The sequence below is a fragment of the Streptomyces purpurascens genome, from assembly GCF_045040895.1.
Taxonomy (GTDB): Bacteria; Actinomycetota; Actinomycetes; order Streptomycetales; family Streptomycetaceae; genus Streptomyces; species Streptomyces purpurascens.
Map to the genome: position 1 here is coordinate 4,165,172 of NZ_CP108341.1, position 18,996 is coordinate 4,184,167.

Annotated in this window: 16 protein-coding genes; 6 read left to right on the forward strand and 10 right to left on the reverse strand. The window is 71.4% G+C overall.

All coding sequences use genetic code 11. The features are described from left to right. Entirely contained in the window at positions 1–1,350 is a 1,350-nt protein-coding gene (locus OHU35_RS18860; protein ID WP_189727033.1) for a mucin-1, read from the forward strand. 73 nt (positions 1,351–1,423) lie between these two features. Beyond that, positions 1,424–2,542 (forward strand): phosphoserine transaminase, encoded by a 1,119-nt coding sequence (gene serC, locus OHU35_RS18865; RefSeq protein ID WP_189727034.1) that lies wholly within the window; start codon positions 1,424–1,426, stop codon positions 2,540–2,542. An 82-nt stretch (positions 2,543–2,624) separates the two neighbouring features. On the opposite strand, the gene OHU35_RS18870 is transcribed toward serC, so the two are convergent. From OHU35_RS18870 to OHU35_RS18895, 6 genes are all read right to left on the reverse strand, one after another. After that, positions 2,625–4,223 carry an alpha/beta hydrolase gene (locus OHU35_RS18870; protein ID WP_189727035.1) on the reverse strand — a complete coding sequence of 533 codons (1,599 nt, stop codon included), beginning with the start codon at positions 4,221–4,223 and terminating at the stop codon, positions 2,625–2,627. A gap of 637 nt (positions 4,224–4,860) precedes the next feature. Then, positions 4,861–7,041, reverse strand: a complete 2,181-nt coding sequence (locus OHU35_RS18875) for a bifunctional polysaccharide deacetylase/glycosyltransferase family 2 protein (protein WP_189727036.1) — start codon at positions 7,039–7,041, stop codon at positions 4,861–4,863. Next, the gene (locus OHU35_RS18880; protein ID WP_359893405.1) at positions 7,041–7,703 is read right to left on the reverse strand and encodes a hypothetical protein; all 663 of its coding nucleotides are present in this window, start codon (positions 7,701–7,703) and stop codon (positions 7,041–7,043) included. The genes OHU35_RS18875 and OHU35_RS18880 overlap by 1 nt, the downstream gene beginning before the upstream one ends. Before the next feature lie 79 nt (positions 7,704–7,782). After that, positions 7,783–9,300, reverse strand: coding sequence for a cellulase family glycosylhydrolase (locus tag OHU35_RS18885; protein WP_405506085.1), 1,518 nt, complete (start codon positions 9,298–9,300; stop codon positions 7,783–7,785). A 166-nt stretch (positions 9,301–9,466) separates the two neighbouring features. Then, on the reverse strand, positions 9,467–10,285 hold the full coding sequence (locus tag OHU35_RS18890; RefSeq protein ID WP_405506086.1) for an ABC transporter permease: 819 nt from the start codon (positions 10,283–10,285) through the stop codon (positions 9,467–9,469). After that, positions 10,282–11,241 (reverse strand): ATP-binding cassette domain-containing protein, encoded by a 960-nt coding sequence (locus OHU35_RS18895; protein WP_189727040.1) that lies wholly within the window; start codon positions 11,239–11,241, stop codon positions 10,282–10,284. The genes OHU35_RS18890 and OHU35_RS18895 overlap by 4 nt, the downstream gene beginning before the upstream one ends. A gap of 103 nt (positions 11,242–11,344) precedes the next feature. Here OHU35_RS18895 and OHU35_RS18900 point away from each other — a divergent pair, with 103 nt between their 5' ends. Continuing rightward, on the forward strand, positions 11,345–12,130 hold the full coding sequence (locus OHU35_RS18900) for a TetR/AcrR family transcriptional regulator (protein ID WP_189727041.1): 786 nt from the start codon (positions 11,345–11,347) through the stop codon (positions 12,128–12,130). Between the two features lie 19 nt (positions 12,131–12,149). Here OHU35_RS18900 and OHU35_RS18905 read toward each other — a convergent pair whose 3' ends face one another. After that, entirely contained in the window at positions 12,150–13,130 is a 981-nt protein-coding gene (locus OHU35_RS18905; RefSeq protein ID WP_405506088.1) for a WD40 repeat domain-containing protein, read from the reverse strand. Positions 13,131–13,276: 146 nt separating this feature from the next. Between OHU35_RS18905 and OHU35_RS18910 the strand changes: the two genes are divergently transcribed. Next, on the forward strand, positions 13,277–13,951 hold the full coding sequence (locus OHU35_RS18910; RefSeq protein WP_359893398.1) for an SGNH/GDSL hydrolase family protein: 675 nt from the start codon (positions 13,277–13,279) through the stop codon (positions 13,949–13,951). Here the strand turns inward: OHU35_RS18910 and OHU35_RS18915 are convergent. Next, complete coding sequence (locus tag OHU35_RS18915; RefSeq protein ID WP_189727044.1) at positions 13,939–14,688, reverse strand: aminoglycoside adenylyltransferase family protein; 750 nt, start codon at positions 14,686–14,688, stop codon at positions 13,939–13,941. The two genes, OHU35_RS18910 and OHU35_RS18915, sit on opposite strands and share 13 nt — an antisense overlap. 189 nt (positions 14,689–14,877) lie before the next feature. Next, on the reverse strand, positions 14,878–16,476 hold the full coding sequence (locus OHU35_RS18920; RefSeq protein WP_405506089.1) for an amidase: 1,599 nt from the start codon (positions 16,474–16,476) through the stop codon (positions 14,878–14,880). A 176-nt stretch (positions 16,477–16,652) separates the two neighbouring features. Here OHU35_RS18920 and OHU35_RS18925 point away from each other — a divergent pair, with 176 nt between their 5' ends. Continuing rightward, positions 16,653–17,645: an aldo/keto reductase gene (locus OHU35_RS18925; RefSeq protein ID WP_405506091.1), complete on the forward strand. Its 993-nt coding sequence runs from the start codon at positions 16,653–16,655 to the stop codon at positions 17,643–17,645. A 206-nt stretch (positions 17,646–17,851) separates the two neighbouring features. Here the strand turns inward: OHU35_RS18925 and thpR are convergent, their stop codons facing one another. Next, the gene (gene thpR / locus OHU35_RS18930; protein ID WP_405506093.1) at positions 17,852–18,424 is read right to left on the reverse strand and encodes an RNA 2',3'-cyclic phosphodiesterase; all 573 of its coding nucleotides are present in this window, start codon (positions 18,422–18,424) and stop codon (positions 17,852–17,854) included. Positions 18,425–18,449: 25 nt separating this feature from the next. On the opposite strand from thpR, the gene OHU35_RS18935 reads away from it, so the two are divergent. Further along, positions 18,450–18,971 (forward strand): GNAT family N-acetyltransferase, encoded by a 522-nt coding sequence (locus tag OHU35_RS18935; protein WP_405506094.1) that lies wholly within the window; start codon positions 18,450–18,452, stop codon positions 18,969–18,971. The last annotated feature ends 25 nt before the right edge of the window (positions 18,972–18,996 follow it).

Here is an 18,996-nt window from a genome sequence, read left to right on the forward strand (position 1 = left end):
ATGCGATACGCGCCGCCCGGCCTCTGTGTGAACGACTTCGACCTCCTGCGCCACGCGGACGGCACCTACACCGCGCTGCACCTGCAGGGCCCGTGGACGGCCGAGTTCGACCACCTGCGCATGGAGACGTCCTACGGCCGGGCCACCTCCACCGACCTGGTCCACTGGGAGCCGCAGGGCACGGCCTTCGGCAACGGCCTGCCGGGCCGCTTCGACCAGCAGGCGGTGTGGACCATGCACGCCTTCCCGCACGGCGCCGGCATGGCGATGCTCTACACCGCCGTCTCCGGACTCACCCCCGACGGCTGGCCCCTGCAGTCGGTCGGCCTGGCCCACTCCGACCGCGCCGACGGCACCGGCTGGCGGCGCCACGGCACGGGGCCGGTCGTGGAGGCGGACGGGCGCTGGTACCGCACGGGCGAACGCATGGGCTGGCGCGACCCCTTCGTCGTACGCGACGACGAGTCCGACGGCTGGGTCATGGTGGTCTGCGCCGCCGACGCCGCCCTGCCGGTCGAGGCCGGCGGCTGCGTCGCCTGGGCCACCTCCGACGACCTGGAGCACTGGACCGTCCACCCGCCGCTGATCTCCCCCGGCGACGTCGACGAACTGGAGTGCCCGGTCCTGGAACGCCTCGACGACGGCGGCTGGCTGCTGCTCGGCTCCATCGGCGCCACCCGGGGTTTCGAGGCGTGGACCGCCCCGCGCCTGCGCGGCCCGTGGACCCGCCGCGGTCCGCTCGGCCCGACGGGCGCGTACGCCCCGCGCGTCGTCACCGCCCCCGACGGCTCCCGCGTCGTGCTGCACACCACCCCCCGCCGCGTCGGCCTCACCGACACCGGCGACCACTGCCGCGGCATGCTCGCCCAGCCCAAGTCCCTCGTCGTGAGGGACGATGCGGCGCCCCGCCTGGAATGGTGGCCGGGCCTGGACCCCTGGCTCGGCGAGGAGACGTACGACGCCCCCCTGCACGCGGTCGGTGACGTCGACCTCTCCGGCCGCACCGAGATCACCCTGCGCACACATGTCTCCGACGAAGGCCGGCCCGCGCTCACGGTCGGCTGCGACGGCAAGAACCTCCGGGTCACCGGCCCCGAGGGCACCCTGCTCGGCGAGACCCTCCTGCCGGACCCCGCCGCCGCACTGCGCATCCTCACCGTCGGTGAGTACGTCGAGGTCTACGCCGACGGCGTCTTCGTCCTCACCACCCTGTGCTACTCCGGCCGCCCCGGCCCCTGGACGGCCGCCTCCGAGGGCCGCGTCCGCCCTGTTCCCGTCCGCCCGGTCCGGCTGCCGGCCCCGCACCGCGACGACGCCTCGGCCGTCTGGCCCGGCCCGTCGCCGCACTGACGGCTGCCGGAACCCCGTCTCACCCGACGGACCACGTTTCGCCCAGGTTTCCTCACCGGCTAACCTCCAGAGCGTGGCTGAGATCCAGATTCCCGCTGACATCAAGCCCGCCGACGGACGTTTCGGCGCGGGTCCCTCCAAGGTGCGGACTGAGGCGCTGGACGCCCTCGCCGCCACCGGTACCTCCCTCATGGGCACCTCCCACCGGCAGGCCCCGGTCAAGAACCTGGTCGGCAAGGTGCGCGAGGGCGTCCGTGAGCTGTTCCAGCTCCCCGACGGCTACGAGGTGGTGCTCGGCAACGGCGGCTCCACCGCGTTCTGGGACATCGCGACGCACGGCCTGATCGAGAACAAGTCGCAGCACCTCACCTTCGGCGAGTTCTCCTCCAAGTTCGCCAAGGCCTCCAAGCTCGCCCCCTGGCTCGCCGAGCCCAGCGTCATCTCCTCCGACCCCGGTACGCATCCGGAGCCGCAGGCCGAGGCGGGCGTCGACGTGTACGCGTTCACGCACAACGAGACCTCCACCGGTGTCGCCGCCCCCGTCAAGCGGGTGCAGGGCGCGGACGAGGGTTCCCTCGTCCTGGTCGACGCCACCTCCGGCGCCGGCGGCCTGCCCGTCGACATCGCCGAGACGGACGTCTACTACTTCGCCCCGCAGAAGTCCTTCGCCTCCGACGGCGGCCTGTGGATCGGCGTCTTCTCCCCCGCGGCGATCGAGCGCGCGGAGCGCATCCACGCGTCCGGCCGCCACATCCCGGAGTTCTTCTCGCTGCCCACGGCGATCGACAACTCCCGCAAGAACCAGACGTACAACACCCCGGGCCTCGCCACGCTGTTCCTCCTCAACGACCAGCTGGAGTGGATCAACGGCCAGGGCGGCCTGGACTGGTCGGTCCGCCGCACGGCCACGTCCGCGCGCACGCTGTACGGCTGGGCCGAGGACGTCAAGTACGCGAACCCGTTCGTCACCGACCCGGCCAAGCGCTCCCAGGTCATCGGCACGATCGACTTCACCGACGACGTCGACGCAGCCGCCGTCGCCAAGGTCCTGCGCGCCAACGGCATCGTCGACACCGAGCCCTACCGCAAGCTCGGCCGCAACCAGCTGCGCGTCGCGATGTTCCCGGCGATCGACCCGGCGGACGTCGAGGCGCTCACGAAGTGCGTCGACTACGTGATCGAGAAGCTGTGACCTTCTCCCGTACGTGACTGAGGGCGCCCCGCGTGTGCGGGGCGCCCTTCTTTCACATGAGCCAAGGCTCAGACAGGCATGTTCAGCCGCCGTGGCCCAGGATCCCGCTCAGGGTCTTGCCGACATGGGCGACGGCCGACTTGGCCGTGCTCGGCGTCTTCTCCGCAGCGGCCTGCGGCTTCGGGTCGGCCAGCTTCTTGCAGACGGCGTCGGCCGTGCCGCTGCCGTGCGGCACCTTGCCGTTGGTGAGGTACGTCGCCAGGTGCTTGTCGAGGCAGGCGTTGCCGCCCAGCGTGATGCCGTGGTTGCCGCCGCCCTGCTCCACCACCAGGCTGGAGCCCTTCAGCAGGCGGTGCATGGTGACGCCGCCCTGGTACGGGGTGGCCGCGTCGTCCGTCGCCTGGAACAGCAGGACCGGCGGGAGCTTGGAGTTGGCGACGTTCACCGGCTTCTGCGACGTCGTCGGCCAGAACGCGCACGGCGCGTTGTACCAGGCGTTGTTCCAGGCCATGAACGGGGCCTTCTCGTACACGGCCCAGTTGTCCTTGCGCCACTGGTTCCAGTCGCGCGGCCAGGAGGCGTCACGGCACTGCACGGAGGTGTAGACGCTGTAGCCGTTGTCGCCGGAGGCGTCGATGGCGGCGATGTCGTCGTACGCCTTGACCAGCGCAGCGGTGTCGTGGCCGTTGACGTAGGCCGCGAACGTCTGGGCGAGGGTGGGCCAGTAGGCGTTGTTGTAGCCGCCGGGTATGAAGATGTCCTCCAGTTCGGAGGCGCCCACCTTGCCGCCCGCCGGCTTCTTGGCCAGGGCCGCCCGCATGGCGTACCACTTGGCCTCGATCTTCTTCGGGTCGGTGCCGAGCTTGTACGTGGAGTCGTACTTGGCTATCCACGCCATCAGCGCCTTGTGACGCTTGTCGAAGGCGTAGTCCTGCTGGATGTTGTCGTCGTACCAGACCCCGGTCGGGTCGACGATCGAGTCCAGCACCAGGCGCCGCACCCGCTCGGGGAACAACTTGGCGTAGACCGCGCCGAGATAGGTGCCGTACGAGTAGCCGAAGTAGTTGATCTTCTTGGCGCCGAGGGCCTTGCGGATCGAGTCCATGTCCTTCACGGCGCTGACCGTGTTGATGTACGGCAGGACGTCCTTGTACTTCGTGCCGCAGGCCTGGGCGAAGGACTTGGCGCGCGCGAGGTTGGCCTTCTCGATCGCGGGCGTGCTGGGCACGGAGTCGGGGCGCACCGGGTCGAAGTGGCCCGGCTTGCAGTCCAGGGCGGGCTTGCTCGCGCCCACGCCGCGCGGGTCGAAGCCGATGACGTCGTACTGGGCCGCGACCTCCTTGGGCAGGGAGGACGCGACGAACCCGGCCAGCGACAGGCCGCTGCCACCGGGGCCGCCGGGGTTGACCAGCAGCGGGCCCTGGTACGTCGAGGCGGTGTGCGGCACGCGGGACAGCGCCAGCGTGATCTGCTTCCCCTGCGGCTTCGCGTAGTCGAGCGGCACCTTCACCGACGCGCACTGGAGCGTCGGGGAGTCGTCCGTGGCGCACTTCTTCCACGTGACCTTCGCGGCCTGGGCGGTGTTCGCGGAGTACGACGCGTCGGCGCTGGCGGGAGCGGCGGTGAGGGTCCCGGCCAGGACGACGGTCGCGCCGCACAGTACGGCTGCGCTTCTTCTCATGGAGTTCTCTCAGAACGGTGAGGGGGGTCAGGCCCGCGTGTCACACGGGCCGTGCCGCATCGTTTCGGAAGAGCACGCCATGCACATACATATTCGACCAAGACTTGACCGAATCGAGTCACCGCATGCGCCCAAACTCCTTTAAAAGAGAGGCATTTGGACCTTCGGTAACCAAACGCCCCTCTCGTCGCATGGGGCAGGGCCCACAAGGAGCGGTCAGGAGCCCGAGAGGGGCCTCAGGAGGCCTCTGGTTCCCCCCTGCTCCCCCTCCGCCGCGTCGCCGTCGCACCGGGTCTCCGTCGTGGTCTTCTGAGGCCCGAACAGGGCAGACCAGACGATGGCATCGAGTCCCTGGCTCTGCTTGCGGGACGAGTAGCACGAAGAACTCTGACCTTCGTCACGGTCAGGCGGCGGCGCGGTGTGGGCCGCGACGGGAGCGGTGGAGGTCAGGACCGCCGCGAGGACGATGACGGTCGCACCGGCCGAGTGCGCGAGAGATCGGTGCATACAGTGCAATCGCGGAGTTTTCATGATCACACCTTGGGCGGGAAAGCGCCCAGGAGGAAGGCTGACGACCCCTCGGTCGGGCAACTGAACCCGAACGGCCGCCCGCACCGTACGCCGCCGCCGCGGCCGCTCACGTCCGGCGCGTCGAGGGCTGCGGAGGCAGCACCACGTCCCCACTGCGCTTGAGCCGCTGCCAGGGCAGCCGGTAGCCGTTGATCGCGGTCAGACAGGCCTGGGTGAGGACCAGATACATCACCTGGCGATAGACGACCTGTTGAAGAGGGAGCGCCCACAGGGGCCGGAGCCGCTCCCCGTCGAGGTGGAAGGCGTACGCGGCACAGACGGCCTGCACCGCCAGCACGCCGCACCACGCGAGCACGGTCGTGACCGGGTTCCCGAACACCAGGCCGTACAGGGCCAGGATGTCGATCAGCGGGGCGAGCAGCGGGGTGAAGATCTGGAAGACGGCCAGCAGGGGCAGACCGAGGCGGCCGAACCGGCCCGCGGGACCCCGCTCGAGCAGCGCATGACGGTGCTTCCACGCGGCCTGCATCGTGCCGTAGCTCCACCGGTAGCGCTGGCGCCACAGCTCCCGCAGCGAGGACGGCGCCTCGGTCCAGGCCAGCGCGTCCGGCACGTAGCGGATCTCCCACCCGGCCCGGTGCAGGGCCATGGTGAGGTCGGTGTCCTCGGCGAGGGTGTCCGCGCTCACCATTCCGGCGTCCCGCAGGGCCTCGGCGCGAAAGGCCCCCACGGCACCGGGAATGGTGGGCATGCAGTGCAGCAGGTCGTACATGCGGCGGTCGAGGTTGAAGCCCATGACGTACTCGATGTGCTGCCACCGGCCGAGCAGCCGCCGCCGGTTGCCGACCTTGGCGTTGCCCGCGACGGCGCCGACGCGGGGGTCGGCGAACGGCTGGACGAGGCGGCCGACGGTCGAGGGGGCGAAGACGGTGTCGGCGTCCAGCATGACGACGAGGTCGTGGGAGGCCCGCAGGACACCGGTGTTGAGGGCGGCGGGCTTGCCGCTGTTGGGCTGCCGGACGACGGTGACGTTCTCGAGGGCGAGTGACTCCGCGAGGTCGGCGGTGCCGTCGCGGGAACCGTCGTCCACGACGATGATCTCGACGGGGTGGTCGCTCGCGGCGAGGGAGCGGAGCGTCTTGGGGATGCACAGCTTCTCGTTGTAGGCGGGGATGACGACGCTGACGGGCCGGGTGACGGGCCCGTGCCCGCCGGGGTCGGGGCGCCGGCGGCGGGCGTGGTGACGGGCCAGGACGATCAGCAGCACACACCGGGCGAGGACGAGCGAACCGACCACCAGCAACAGCACGCTGACGGCCGTGACCGCTGTCGCCGACACGGTGACGGCGGCCACGAAGATCCGGCCGCTCCACAGGTCCACCCGGTCGACGGGGCTGGTGAGGGTGTCGGCGCCGACGAGCTCGGCGAGCGTGGTGAAGCGATAGCCCTGGGCCTGCAGCCGGGGGATCAGGATCTCGAGGGCCTCGACCGTCTGCGCCCTGTCTCCTCCCGCGTCGTGCAGGAGGACGACCGCGCCCCTGCCCCCGGTCGGTGTGGCCGCGTCGGCGATCTTCCGGGCGCCCGGCCGCCGCCAGTCGTTGGTGTCCTGGTCGATGAACGCCAGGACGTAGCCCTTCTCGCCCAGGCGCCGGGCCAGGGACCACTCCGGGGTGTCGAGGGCGGAGGGGATCGAGGAGTAGGGCATCCGCATCAGCGAGGTGTGGATGCCCGCGGCCCCGGCGAGGGCGAGTTGGGTCAGCGACAGCTCACGGTCGACGTCGCTCGCGGACCGGGTGGTCAGGTCCGGGTGGGAGAAGGTGTGCACGCCGATCTCGTGGCCGGAGCGGACCACACGGCGCAGCACGTCCGGGTACCGGGCGGTCTGCTGCCCGGTGACGAAGAAGGTGCCGGGCGTGCCGTAGCGGTCGAGAACGGCCTGGATGCGGGGCGTCCAGGTGGGGTCGGGGCCGTCGTCGAAGGTCAGGACGATCGTCTTGTCCGGCGTGCGATAGCTGCGCAGATGATCGTTGGTGGTGTCGACGACCGGGCCGCCGCCCGCGATCGAGCGGGGGACTCCACTGGCCGATCGCCCGCCGCGCCCTTCCTGGTCACCGGCGAAGCCCCTGGTGGTGTAGCCCTCGACCAGGAGGACCGAGGCGACGAACGCCAGCAGGACCAGGGGGACGACGATGCGGAAGCGATGCCGCGGCGCCAGGGTCGCTCGCGTCCGCCGCGGACCGGACGGCCTCGATGAGCGGTCGGGTGACCGGTCGGGGCGCCGCCGCATCAGGGGGCCTCGGCCACCGAGGGGTCGGCGGGCGGGGGCGGCTCGGCGACACCGGACGGCGCCGAGGGGCTGGGCGCCGGCGCTGTGGGCTCAGGTGCCGGTGGGGCAGTGGTGGGCGGAGCGGGCGAGGGCGGGGCCGGAGGCGAGGGCGTCGTGGTGCCCGTGCCCGGTTCAGGGGCGGGAGCGGCGGGATCGTCGGGGTCGGCGGGCTGCTCCGGTGAGGGTGGCTCCTGTGTCGGTGGTGCCTGCGGTTCTGGTGTGTCGGAAGGTGCCGGTGCGCCGGGCGGGGGGCTCCCGGGCACGAGGGGCGGGTCGAGGGAGGGGCCGGGCGCGGCGAGCCCCGGGACGAGCAGGGCGCCGGGACCGGCCGCGTCCGAGGCGTCGCCGGGCGGTGCCAGGGGCGTCCCGCCCGGGGCCTGGGCCCTCGGGGCGGCGGGCGCCGCCACGTCGCCGGGCAGCAGCGCCCCCGGCGCGAAGGGCGTCGCGCCCATCAGGCTCAGCCCCAGCACCGCCATGTAGGCCGCCGCACATCCGGCCAGTCCGTAGCCGGCCCGCCGGAGATTGCGCGCACGCCGGCCGGAGGAGTCGACGAACACCGGGAGGCGCGGATCGCTCGACGGTTCCTGCCCTGTTTGCTCCCTCTTGGCACGGTACGGCGCCATAAATGTCAGCGTACGCCGCCGCGGAGCCGTCGGTCGGACGAGGCGCCCGGCGAGCACCGGGCGCCCCCTCACGCCGACGTCAGGTCGCCGTACAGCTCACACTCGGCACCGCTCCGCCCCCGGGAGCGCCGCCGAGGCCGAGGCTCGCCGAAGCCCCCACCGGCACGCTCCCGTTGTGCGCGGCGTTCACAGCCGTCACGCTCGCCCCGCTCTGCGTGTACGAGGCGTTCCACATGCTGGTGACCTTCTGCGCGCCGCTCCACGTCCAGGCGACCTTCCACGACGTCAGCGGCACACTGCCCGTGTTGGTCACCTTCACCTCGGCGTTGAAGCCGCCGCCCCAGTCGCTGCTCACCGTGTAGGCGGCGGTGCAGGCGGCCGGTCCGCCGGGGTCACCCGGCCCGCCGGGGTCGGGCCCGGAACCGCCTCCCGCGAAGCCCGGCGCCTTGATCGCCTTGAGGTAGCCGTCCTTCGCGGTGTCCACGGTCTGCCAGTCGTCCTTCAGGATGCCTCCCGTGTCGCCGGAGTTGGGGTTCCAGGACCAGAACGTCCAGTGGAAGCTGTCGGCGCCGTCCGTCGACGTCGACCGCAGGTACGTCACCAGCGCGGACAGCCACCTCTGGTCCACCGTCGACTGGAGCGTCGTACCGAACTCGCCGAGCCACACCGGGGCGATGTTCTGCTTGAAGATGTAGCCCCAGTACTTGTCCCAGATCCCCGGCAGGTTCGCGGGGAAGGACGGGTCGCCGAACCACGGCTGCTGGGCCACCGACGTGGCGTAGTCGTGGGCCGAGTACACCAGCCGGTTCGGCACGTCCAGCTGGACCGGGTACTGGGCCACGCCCATGAGGTTGCCGCCCCACCAGCCGTTCGTGCCGTTGTACGACTGCACGCCCTCGACCATGATCAGCAGCTCGGGGTTGACCGACAGCACCGCGTTGCCCGCGCGCTGGGCGGCCAGGCGCCAGTCGCGGGACGTGTCGCCGCAGCCCCAGCAGGCCGGGTCGTGGGGCTCGTTGTGCAGGTCGATGCCGACGACGGTGGAGTTGCCCTTGTAGCGCGTGGCGAGGGCCTTGAGATTGGCGATCCAGGTCGACTCAGGGACCGACGCCGTGTACCAGAGGGCCGACTGACCGGCCGCGTCCGGGCGGTGCCGGTCGAGGACGATCTTGAGTCCGGCCTGTCCGGCGTACGCCACGATCTTGTCCAGGACCTGGAGCGAGGTCAGCCCGCGCAGGTCGGTGTTCTTGCCGTCGTGATTGACACTGTCGGGCATGGTGCCGGACTTGAGGATGTCGTCGCTGTAGGGCATCCGGATGGTGTTGTAGCCCAGCGACCTCATCTGGTCGATCATGCTCTTGTAGTCGCGGGCCCACAGGCCGTGGACGACGTGGTTGGCGGTCTCGAAGCCGAACCAGTTGACGCCGGCGATCCGGACGGGCGCTCCGGCCGCGTCCAGGATCTGGCGGCCGCTGGTGTGCCAGTAACCGGCGCCGGCGGCCTTCGTACCCACGTCGGCCTGTGCCGACTGCGTGCCGGCCAGCGGTAACAGGAGCGCCGCGGCAACACACAGCGCTCTGCGCAGAGTGCGGAACATGTGGCTGCTTCCCTTCGGGGGGAGGCGCGGCCCCGGAATCGAATGGGAGCGCTCCCATAACGCCGCGCACCTCCCAGGAAACTGACGCACCATGAGCACGTCAAGAGTCCGGGAGGTGTGCGTCGCTCCCGCTACCGCCTGAGCTTCTTGAACCGTCGCCGCACCACTACCGGCTCAGCTTCTTGAACCGCCGTACCGCGAGCGGCAGGAAGATCACCGTCAGGATCACCGGCCACACCCCGGCCATCAGCAGCGCGTGCTGCTCGACCCAGGTGTCACCGCCGACCGGCGTGCCGAACAGCTCGCGGGTCGCCGCAGCCGTGGAGGAGATCGGGTTCCAGACCGCCACCCAGCCCAGCCAGTCGGGCATCAGCTGCGGCGCGACGAAGATGCTGGAGATCATCGTCAGCGGGAAGGCGACCGCGAAGAGACCGCCCGCCGCCTCCGGGTTGGGCACGATCAGGCCGAGCCACACGCCGATCCAGATCAGCGAGAAGCGCAGCCACAGCAGCAGCCCGAACGCGCCGAGGAAGCCCAGTCCGCCGTCCGGACGCCAGCCCATGGCGAGCGCGGTGAGCATCATGATCGCCAACTCGGCGCAGGCCACGATCAGATCGGTGACCCCGCGCCCGGCCACCACCGCCGAGGACGCCATCGGCATGGAGCGGAAGCGGTCGATGACGCCCTTGGTGGAGTCGTAGACCACGACGGTCGCCGTGTTGATGAAGCCGAACGCCATGGTCATCGCGAACATGCCCGGCATCAGGAAGTCCTGGTAGTCCCCGCCGCCCGGCACCTTCATGGCGCTGCCGAAGACATAGCCGTAGAGCAGCACGGACAGGATCGGGAAGCCCAGTTGCCAGGCGATGTTGACGGGCTGGCGCTGGTAGTGGGTCAGGCCGCGGCGGACGATGTTCCAGCAGTCGGCGAGCAGCCAGTACACGCGTCCGCGACCGCCCCGCGCGGTCAGGTCGAGGGTGGTCACTCCGACGCCTCCTTCTCGGTGCGGTGTCCGGTCAGGCGCAGGAACACGTCGTCGAGGCTCGGCCTGCGCAGCCCGATGTCCTCGACGCGGACGCCCTCGTCCTGCAGGGTCCGCGCCACCTCGGTGAGCGCCGTGACCCGGTCGGCGACCGGGGCCTGCACCCGCAACTCGGTCTCGTCCGCCTCGGGTTCGCCGTCCGTGACCCGGGCGACCACCTTCACCACCCGCGGGATCTCGGCCCGCTCGGCGACCACGACCTCGATCCGGTCGCCGCCGACCAGGTTCTTCAGCCCGTCCGGGGTGTCGTCGGCGATGGCCCGCCCCTGGTCGATGACGGTGATGTGCGAGGCCAGCTTGTCGGCCTCCTCCAGATACTGCGTGGTCAACAGCACCGTCGTGCCGCCCGCCACCAGCGCCCGTACGGACTCCCAGACCTCGCCCCGGCTGCGGGGGTCCAGGCCCGTCGTCGGCTCGTCGAGGAAGAGCACGGCCGGCGCGAGGATCATCGACGCGGCGAGGTCGAGGCGGCGCCGCATACCGCCGCTGTACTTGCCCACGCCCTTGTCGGCGGCGTCGGCCAGGTCGAACTGCTCCAGCAGTTCGCCGGCCCGGACCCTGGCCCGCTTGCCGCCCAGGTGGAAGAGGCGGCCGAACATCTCCAGGTTCTGCCGGCCGGTGAGCACCTCGTCGACCGCCGCGTACTGCCCGGTGAGCCCGATCCGGGCCCGGACCTCGCGCGGCTGCCGAGCCACGTCGAGACCGGCGACCGTCGCCCCGCCCCCGTCCAGCCGGATCAGCGTGGACAGGATGCGGACGGCGGTGGTCTTGCCCGCCCCGTTCGGCCCGAGCAGACCGTGCACCGTGCCCTCGCGTACGGCCAGGTCGAAGCCGTCGAGGGCGCGTTTCTCGCCGTACCGCTTCTCCAGCCCCTCGGCCCGTACCGCGTATCCGTCCATGCCGCCCCTCCCGTGCCCGTCTTGCCGACCTTGAACTGGGTACAGCGTACCCGATTACGCGTACAACGTACCCAGTTTTTTGAACGGCCTCTAAGCTGGGCCCATGACGAGCGGTACGAGTGGTGCGGGCAGTACGGAGACCAGCGGCAGCGGCGATATCGCCCGCACCCTCGAACTGCTGTGGGACACCGGCCGGCGCCCCAGCCGGGGCCCCAAACCGACCCTGACCCTGGACCGGATCGTGGAAGCCGCCGTCCAGGTCGCGGACGCCGAGGGACTCGGCGGGCTGTCCATGCGCCGTGTCGCCGCCGAACTCGGCACCGGCACCATGTCGCTGTACCGGTACGTCCCCGGCAAGGGCGAGCTGCTCGACCTCATGCTGGACCGGGTGCAGCGCCGCTCCGACAACCCGTCCGACCTCGGCGACGGCGGCTGGCGCGCGGCCTTGGAGGCACTGGGCCGAACGACCCTCGCCCTCTACCGCCGCCACCCCTGGCTGCTCCACGTCAACCAGTCCCGCCCGGTTCTCGGCCCGAGCGCCGTCGACGGCATGGAGAAGATCCTCACCCTGATCCGCCCGATGGGGCTGACCGACCCCGAGCTGGTCTCCGCGGTCATCATGATCGACGGGTACGTCGTCGGAGCCGCGCGCACGCAGCTGTACGAGCGGGAGGCGGAGCGCCGGACGGGCCTGACGGACGCCGAGTTCTGGCAGGCGCAGGTGCCGGTCCTGGAGAAGGCCATGGCCTCGGGCCGCTACCCGGTGATGGCCTCGCTCTCCGAGGACAGCTTCGGGTCCGACTTCGACCACTTCGAGTTCGGGCTGCAGCGGATCCTGGACGGGCTTGAGGTCCTGGTGGAGCAGCGCGGCGCCGCGGCGGACCGATAGCCCGGCTCGCTCTGGTGGCCTACCTCCGGCGTCGCCGCAGCCCCCGCAGCCCGAACAGCGCGGCGCAGGCCACGGCGACGGCGATGGCGCCGGTCTTGAGGTTGCCGGTCAGCCCGTCGCCGCCGGCACCGTCGGAGGCGGCCGAACTGCCGCTGCCGGAGGGCGAACCGGACCCGCCGGACCCGGGAGCGTCCTGCGGCTCCACGGGGCTGTCGGCCCCCTCGGCGCCGTACATGAGCTTCTTCCCGTCGGCGGTGTAGGTGACGGACTCCCCCTGCCCGAGGAACGGCACGCCGAGCCGCTCTCTCTTCTTGATCTTCCCGCCGTTCCAGTCGTACGCGATCGCCCCGAAGTAGCTGCGTACGACGAGGTGTTCGGCGTCCGGGGAGAGCGTGGCGTCGGTGGCTTCCAGGTCGGGGACGGCCGCGACGGGCTTGAAGACGTTGCTCCCGGTGGGAGAGAGCTCGGCCGGACCCTCGTACAGATGCCCGCCCTTCTCGTTCTTGTCGACGATGTAGACGCGGCCGGTCTTCGGGTGCACGACGAGCGACTCGGCGTCCCGCGCGCCGTCGGAGTACTTCACGACGTACTGCGTGGCCCGGACGGTCTGGTCGCGCAGGTTCTTCGGCTCGGGCAGCCGGTAGATCCACACGTACGGCCAGGTGCCGCCGAGGTTGTCGCCGATGTCGCCGACGTAGATCTGGTTGTCCGGCCCGATGGAGATGGCTTCGACATCGCGCGGGCTGCCCACGCCGGCCATGGTGATCGTGGCGACCGTCTCGCCCGTCGCGCTGTCGACGGCGTAGAGATACGCCCCGTCGTCGCTGTCGTTGTGCGTCCAGTAGATGCCGGGGTGCAGGCGGGAGGCCGCCAGGCCGCTGGACTCGGTGATGCGCGGGTCCTTGATCGTGAACTCCTCGTCCCCGTCGGCGGCGGAGGCGGGCACGGCGAAGGCGCCCACGAGGAGAGCCGCGGCGAGGAAGGCGAGGGGTCTGCGCATGCCCCAAGACTGCCATCCCGCTCCGCGGTTCAGCGCGCGGTTCAACGGGCGTGACGGATCACGGCCGATGGCCGGAGAACGGCGCGTGGTCCGACTCACACCCCGTCCGGCGGCTTGATCCCGGCTCGATCCTCCATGATGAGCGGATGCTCAGGTTCATGCCCGTAGGTGACTCCATGACGATCGGAAGCACGGGCGAACACACGTGGCGCTACCGGATCTGGCAGCACCTGTGCCGTTCCTACGGCGGCCCCTTCACCCTCGTCGGCCCGCGCGAGACGCTCTACGACAAGCTCGACGAGGCCCCGACGTCGTACGCCTACGCCGAACCGGACTTCCCGCGCGCCCATCTGGCCGGCTGGGGCGAGGGCTGGCTGCACATGGCCCCGCTGATCGGCGAGGCGGTGCGCAAGCACCGCGCCGACGTTCTCCTGGTTTCCCTGGGCCTCATCGACCTGGGCTTCTACACCAACGCGGAGCAGACCGCCGAGAACGTCCGGGCCTTCACGGCCGAGGCACGGGCGGCGAACCGGCGGGTGCGGATGGTGTGGCTGCCGGTGACCCCGAACGTGCGGGCCGAGACGGACGCGGCGTTCGCAGGCGAGGTCGCCCGCTTCAACGAACTGCTGGCCAAGACGGCCGCGGACCTCGACGAGCCCGGCTCCCCCGTCCTCCTGGCCTCGACCCCGCCGTCGTACGACATCCCCACCGACACCTACGACGGCACGCACCCGGGCACGAGCGGCGAGCACAAGATCGCGGCGGCCTTCGCGGAGGCGATGTACCAGGCCTGGGACCTGGGCGAGCCCTACGAGGAGTAACTCCCGGTGATCTCCCGGACCAGGAACTCCGCGCAGGCCCGGGGCGCCAGATCGTCCCAGCGCTCGTCCTCCTCCCCGAGATGGACGGCCCGGGCACGGGCGAGGACGGGCCGGTGTTCTGCGGGCAGGCGCCCCAGCGCCCACTCTGCCGCCGCGTCCTTGGAGCGGATGGCCCCGGTGGTGAGGGTGGTCCAGATCCGGGCGAGGGTGAGCAGCACGTTGCGGGTGTCGGAGTCCACCTCGTCCATGAGCTCCGGCACACCGGCGAAGACGGCCCGCCTGAGGTCCTCGTGCGGGACGGGATCGAGAAGTTCCGCGGGCGGCGGCCCGTACAGCGGGGCATCAGCGAGCAGGACCATGGTCAGCAGCGGCGCGAGATCGGGGCTGGGCTCCGGGCTCGGGATCATCCCGCGCTCGTACTCCTCCCGCAGCCAGTCGCCGTAGAGGAAGTCGCAGGTGGGCGGGTAACGCCAGGGCCGTACGTCACCCTGCACGACGACGATCAGCTCGACGTACCGCCGCCCGTCCACACCGGACACGGTGAGCAACTCCTCGACCAGTTCCCGCCGTTGGGCATGCGTCACGGACTCCCGCACGACGGCCAGGACGTCGATGTCACTGTGCGGGCGCAGACCGCCGAGCGTGGCGGAGCCGTGCAGGTGGATGCCGAGGAGGGTGTCGGGGAGGGTGCGGCGGAGAAGCCGGACGAGGTGCTGGGTGTCGGGCTCTTCTGGCATGTGCGCGCTGCTCCGTGTCGTGGTCACCGTGCGTATCGTTGTACCGCGCGGCTGCCCACGTCCATGGGGCGGCCGGGGGACTTCCCCGGGCATGAGAACGGCTTCTGCCCGGACGTGGCCAAGCTCAGCACCTCCGCGGCGAAGGGCCTCAAGACCGACGAGTCCCCCCGCGACTGACACCCCACCCCGTCAGAACCCCACATCAGCCGGCCGATGAGCCGGCGGCCGCCGCACCCTGCTGGCCCGCTCATACGCATAAGCCAACCGCAGCAACACCGGCTCACTCCACGCCGTCCCCATGAACGTCAGCCCCACCGGCAGGCCGAAGGCGAAGCCCGCCGGGACGCTGATCGCCGGGTAGCCCGCGAGGGCCGCGGGCGTGGACGCGCCGCCGCCGTGCGCGTCCCCGCGGATCAGGTCGATCTTGGCGGGCGGCCCGGTGGTCGGCATCACCAGGGCGTCCAGGTCGTGCTCGCGCAGCACGGCGTCGATGCCCTCGGCGCGGGACAGCCGGTGGTTGGCGGCCAGCGCCTCCCGGTACTCCCGCTCGGTGAACTCCAGCCGCTCCACCGCCTCCAGGCCGTCCTGCCGTACGTAGCGCAGCTCCCGGTCGGCGTGCGCCCGGTTGAACTCGATGAGCTCGGCGAGGCTGCGCGGATGGTCGCCCGGCGCCGCGGCGAGATACGCGTTCAGCGCGCGCTTGATCTCGTAGACCTGGACGACCATCGAGCCGGGCAGGTCCTCCAGTCGCTCGGCCGTGGGGATGTCGGCCGGGTCGACGATCGTGGCTCCGGCCTTGCCGAGCACGGCGATCGCGCGTTCGGCGATCTCGTCGGCGTGGTGGCTGTAGCCGAAGTAGACCGAGCGCGGCACGCCGATGCGGGCGCCGCGCAGGCCGTCCGCGTCCAGGAACCGGGTGTAGTCGCGGTGGAAGCGGCCGCGGCTCGCCCGCGTCGCCGGGTCGCGGTCGTCGACGCCGACCAGGGTGCCGAGCAGGATCGCCGCGTCGCGGACCGTGCGCGCCATCGGGCCCACGCTGTCCTGGCTGGGCACGCCGGGGATCACCCCACCACGTCCGACCAGCCCGACCGTCGGCTTCACACCGACGACGCAGTTCGCCGAGGACGGGTCGATGATCGAGCCGTTGGTCTCGGTGCCGATACCGGCGACGCACAGGTTGGCCGCGACGGCGACGCCCGTACCGGAGCTGGACTCGCTCGGGGAGCGGTCCAGTTTGTAGGGGTTGCGGGTCTGGCCGCCGCGGGCGCTCCAGCCGGCGTGGTGCGTGAGCGACATGCCGCCGGCCCACTCGCTCAGGTTGGTCTTGCCGAGGATGACGGCACCGGCCTCGCGCAGCCGGGCCGCGACCGTGGCGTCCGCCGCCGGCCTCAGGCCCTCCAGGGCGAGCGAACCGGCCGTGGTGTGCATCCGGTCGGCGGTCTCCACCAGGTCCTTCAGCAGGACGGGCATGCCGTGCAGCGGTCCCCGGGCGCGCCGTTCGGCGTCCCGTCGGCGGGCCTCGCGCAGGGCGTCGGGGTTGACCTCGATCACCGCGTGCAGCAGCGGGTCGAGGCGCTCGACGCGCTCGAGGTAGTAGCGGGTGAGGCGTTCGGCGTCGAGACGCCCGTCGGCCATGCGGCGGCGCAGCTCGGTGATGCCGAGCTCGTCCAGTTCGCCGGGGTCGGTGCCGGGCGACGCCGAGGCCGTGCCGAGCCAGGGCGTGGCCGCCGCGGCGGTGCCGAGGGCGAGCACGGTGCGGCGGGTGGTGGATGACGCGGGAGTCCTCATGACCAGCACGGTAGAAGCGTGAGCGGCTCGATTCGCTGAGGCTGTCACCCGAATCGGCCCGGGAGTCCGCCCCCTGTCCGCCCGGGGGCGAACCCGCGGTTCACCCCGGCGTGACAGCACGCTGACGCGAGAGAGTGCTTGCCTTGAGCGCACTTCAAGACGTTGGCTTGGTCACCATGAAGTACACGCAACTCGGACGCACGGGACTCAAGGTCAGCCGGCTCGTCCTCGGCACCATGAACTTCGGCCCGCAGACCGACGAGGCCGACAGCCACGCCATCATGGACGCGGCGCTGGACGCGGGGATCAACTTCTTCGACACCGCCAACGTGTACGGCTGGGCCGAGAACAAGGGCCGTACCGAGAGCATCATCGGCAACTGGTTCGCCAAGGGCGAGGGACGGCGCGACAAGGTCGTCCTCGCCACGAAGGTGTACGGCAACATGGGCGCCGACGGCCCGGCCTGGCCCAACCACGACAAGCTCTCCGCGGTGAACATCCGGCGGGCCGTGGACGCCAGCCTCAAGCGGCTCCAGACCGACTACATCGACCTCTACCAGTTCCACCACATCGACCGGGACACCCCGTTCGATGAGATCTGGCAGGCGATCGACGTCCTGGTCCAGCAGGGCAAGATCCTCTACGTCGGATCGTCGAACTTCCCCGGCTACAAGATCGCCCAGGCCAACGAGATCGCCGCCCGGCGCGGCGGGACCATCGGGCTGGTCAGCGAGCAGTGCCTGTACAACCTCGCCGAGCGGCGTGCCGAGATGGAGGTCATCCCGGCCGCGCAGGAGTACGGCCTCGGTGTCATCCCGTGGTCGCCGCTGCACGGCGGTCTGCTGGGCGGCGTGCTCAAGAAGGAGGTCGAGGGCGGACGACGTGCCTCCGGCCGGGCGGCCGACGCCCTCGCCGACCCCGCCTCCCGCGCGCGGATCCAGTCCTACGAGGATCTGCTCGACAAGCACGGCATCGAGCCCGGCGAGGCGGCCCTGGCCTGGCTCCTCACCCGCCCGGGTGTGACCGGCCCGATCGTCGGCCCGCGCACCGCCGAGCAGCTCGGCTCCGCCCTGCGAGCGGCCGACCTGGACCTGTCCGAGGAGCTTCTGACCGGCCTCGACGAGATCTTCCCGGGCCCGGGCCCGTCACCGGAGGCCTTCGCCTGGTAGCGCCCTGGAAGGGGCGCGGGGCTGTATCCGATCTGCGGCTGCGCCGCGAGGGCGCGACCGGCCGCCACCGGCGCGCAGCCGGAAAGCAGCGGGCAGTCCCCCGCCCCTACCTGCCCAGCGCGGAAGCCAGGGCGACGACGAGAAACATCAGCACGAGCACACCGGCCATGATCCGGTTACGGGTTTTCGGGTCCACGGCACCGAGCCTAACCGGCGCCCCCGAGCGCCCACCGACCGACCGCCTCATACCGGGGCTGCTCACCGGGAACCCCCGACGTCGGCAGATTGCTCCGCACCAGCGCCAGCTCGCCCACCGTCCAGGTCCGGCCCGTGAACCCGGCCAGGGCGTCCAGATGCGCCCGCACGTCCCGCGCCTCCCGGCTCCTCGCGATCGTCAGATGGGCCTTGTAGCGCCGGTGCTCCCCCATGGGCACTCCCGCCTTCCGCGCCGCCGCCTCGGCCCGGTCGGCCAGCAGCCGCAGGGTCGCCAGGTCACCCTCGGCACCGGCCCACAGCGCCCGGCCGTGCCCGAACTGACCGCCGCCCCGCACGGCCAGCGGAAAGGCGTCGGTACGGCGAGCGACCCGCTCCAGCCGGGCCGACAGCTCCGGCAGGAGGCCGTCGTCGACCTCCCCGTAGAAGGCGAGCGTGAAGTGCCAGCCGGCCCGGCCGGTCCAGCGCATCCCGTCCGCTCCGGGCAGCTTCCGCAACGCGTCCACGACGGCGCCGAGTTCACGGGTCGCCTCGTCGGGAGGCAGTACGGCGGCGAAGACTCTCATGGGGACAGCCTGGCACCATGAGGCCATGGAGATCACCATCAGAGAAGGCGGTCCGGACGACATTCCCGCGATACTCGGGATGCTCGACAGCTGCGTGGAGTGGCTGGTCGCGCAGGGGCGCACGGGGCAGTGGGGGACGCAGCCCCTGTCCCAGAGCCCCAAGACGGTGGAGTCGGTCGGCCGGTACATGGGCGAGGGCAGCGTGTTCCTGGCCGAGGCCGACGGCGTCCCGGCCGCCACCCTCACCCTCACCGACTCGCCCGGCGCCTACCTGGCCCACCTCTCACCGCCCGGCGAACCCGAGCGGTACATCCACTGGCTGGCCTCCGACCGCCGCTTCAAGGGCCACGGCCTGGGCAGCGCGCTCCTCACGCACGCCGCCGAGGAGACCCGGCAAGCGGGGGTGGGCCTCCTCCGGGTGGACTGCTACGCCGGCGACGACGGCAAGCTCGTCCACTACTACGAGGCCAACGGCTTCACCCGCACCGAGGCCTTCACGGTCGGCGAGAACAGGTGGCCGGGTCAGCTGCTGGCCCGGAGGGTGTAGGCCCCGCACGGACGCCCGCTCCGAC

Excerpts from the sequence above, each read along its gene's own strand:
- OHU35_RS18860 (WP_189727033.1), top strand. The coding sequence starts at position 1 with ATGCGATACGCGCCGCCCGGCCTCTGTGTGAACGACTTCGACCTCCTG.
- OHU35_RS18870 (WP_189727035.1), bottom strand. The coding sequence starts at position 4,223 with ATGAGAAGAAGCGCAGCCGTACTGTGCGGCGCGACCGTCGTCCTGGCC.
- OHU35_RS18875 (WP_189727036.1), bottom strand. The coding sequence starts at position 7,041 with ATGCGGCGGCGCCCCGACCGGTCACCCGACCGCTCATCGAGGCCGTCC.
- OHU35_RS18880 (WP_359893405.1), bottom strand. The coding sequence starts at position 7,703 with ATGGCGCCGTACCGTGCCAAGAGGGAGCAAACAGGGCAGGAACCGTCG.
- OHU35_RS18885 (WP_405506085.1), bottom strand. The coding sequence starts at position 9,300 with ATGTTCCGCACTCTGCGCAGAGCGCTGTGTGTTGCCGCGGCGCTCCTG.
- OHU35_RS18895 (WP_189727040.1), bottom strand. The coding sequence starts at position 11,241 with ATGGACGGATACGCGGTACGGGCCGAGGGGCTGGAGAAGCGGTACGGC.
- OHU35_RS18900 (WP_189727041.1), top strand. The coding sequence starts at position 11,345 with ATGACGAGCGGTACGAGTGGTGCGGGCAGTACGGAGACCAGCGGCAGC.
- OHU35_RS18905 (WP_405506088.1), bottom strand. The coding sequence starts at position 13,130 with ATGCGCAGACCCCTCGCCTTCCTCGCCGCGGCTCTCCTCGTGGGCGCC.
- OHU35_RS18910 (WP_359893398.1), top strand. The coding sequence starts at position 13,277 with ATGCTCAGGTTCATGCCCGTAGGTGACTCCATGACGATCGGAAGCACG.
- OHU35_RS18915 (WP_189727044.1), bottom strand. The coding sequence starts at position 14,688 with ATGCCAGAAGAGCCCGACACCCAGCACCTCGTCCGGCTTCTCCGCCGC.
- OHU35_RS18920 (WP_405506089.1), bottom strand. The coding sequence starts at position 16,476 with ATGAGGACTCCCGCGTCATCCACCACCCGCCGCACCGTGCTCGCCCTC.
- OHU35_RS18925 (WP_405506091.1), top strand. The coding sequence starts at position 16,653 with ATGAAGTACACGCAACTCGGACGCACGGGACTCAAGGTCAGCCGGCTC.
- thpR (WP_405506093.1), bottom strand. The coding sequence starts at position 18,424 with ATGAGAGTCTTCGCCGCCGTACTGCCTCCCGACGAGGCGACCCGTGAA.
- OHU35_RS18935 (WP_405506094.1), top strand. The coding sequence starts at position 18,450 with ATGGAGATCACCATCAGAGAAGGCGGTCCGGACGACATTCCCGCGATA.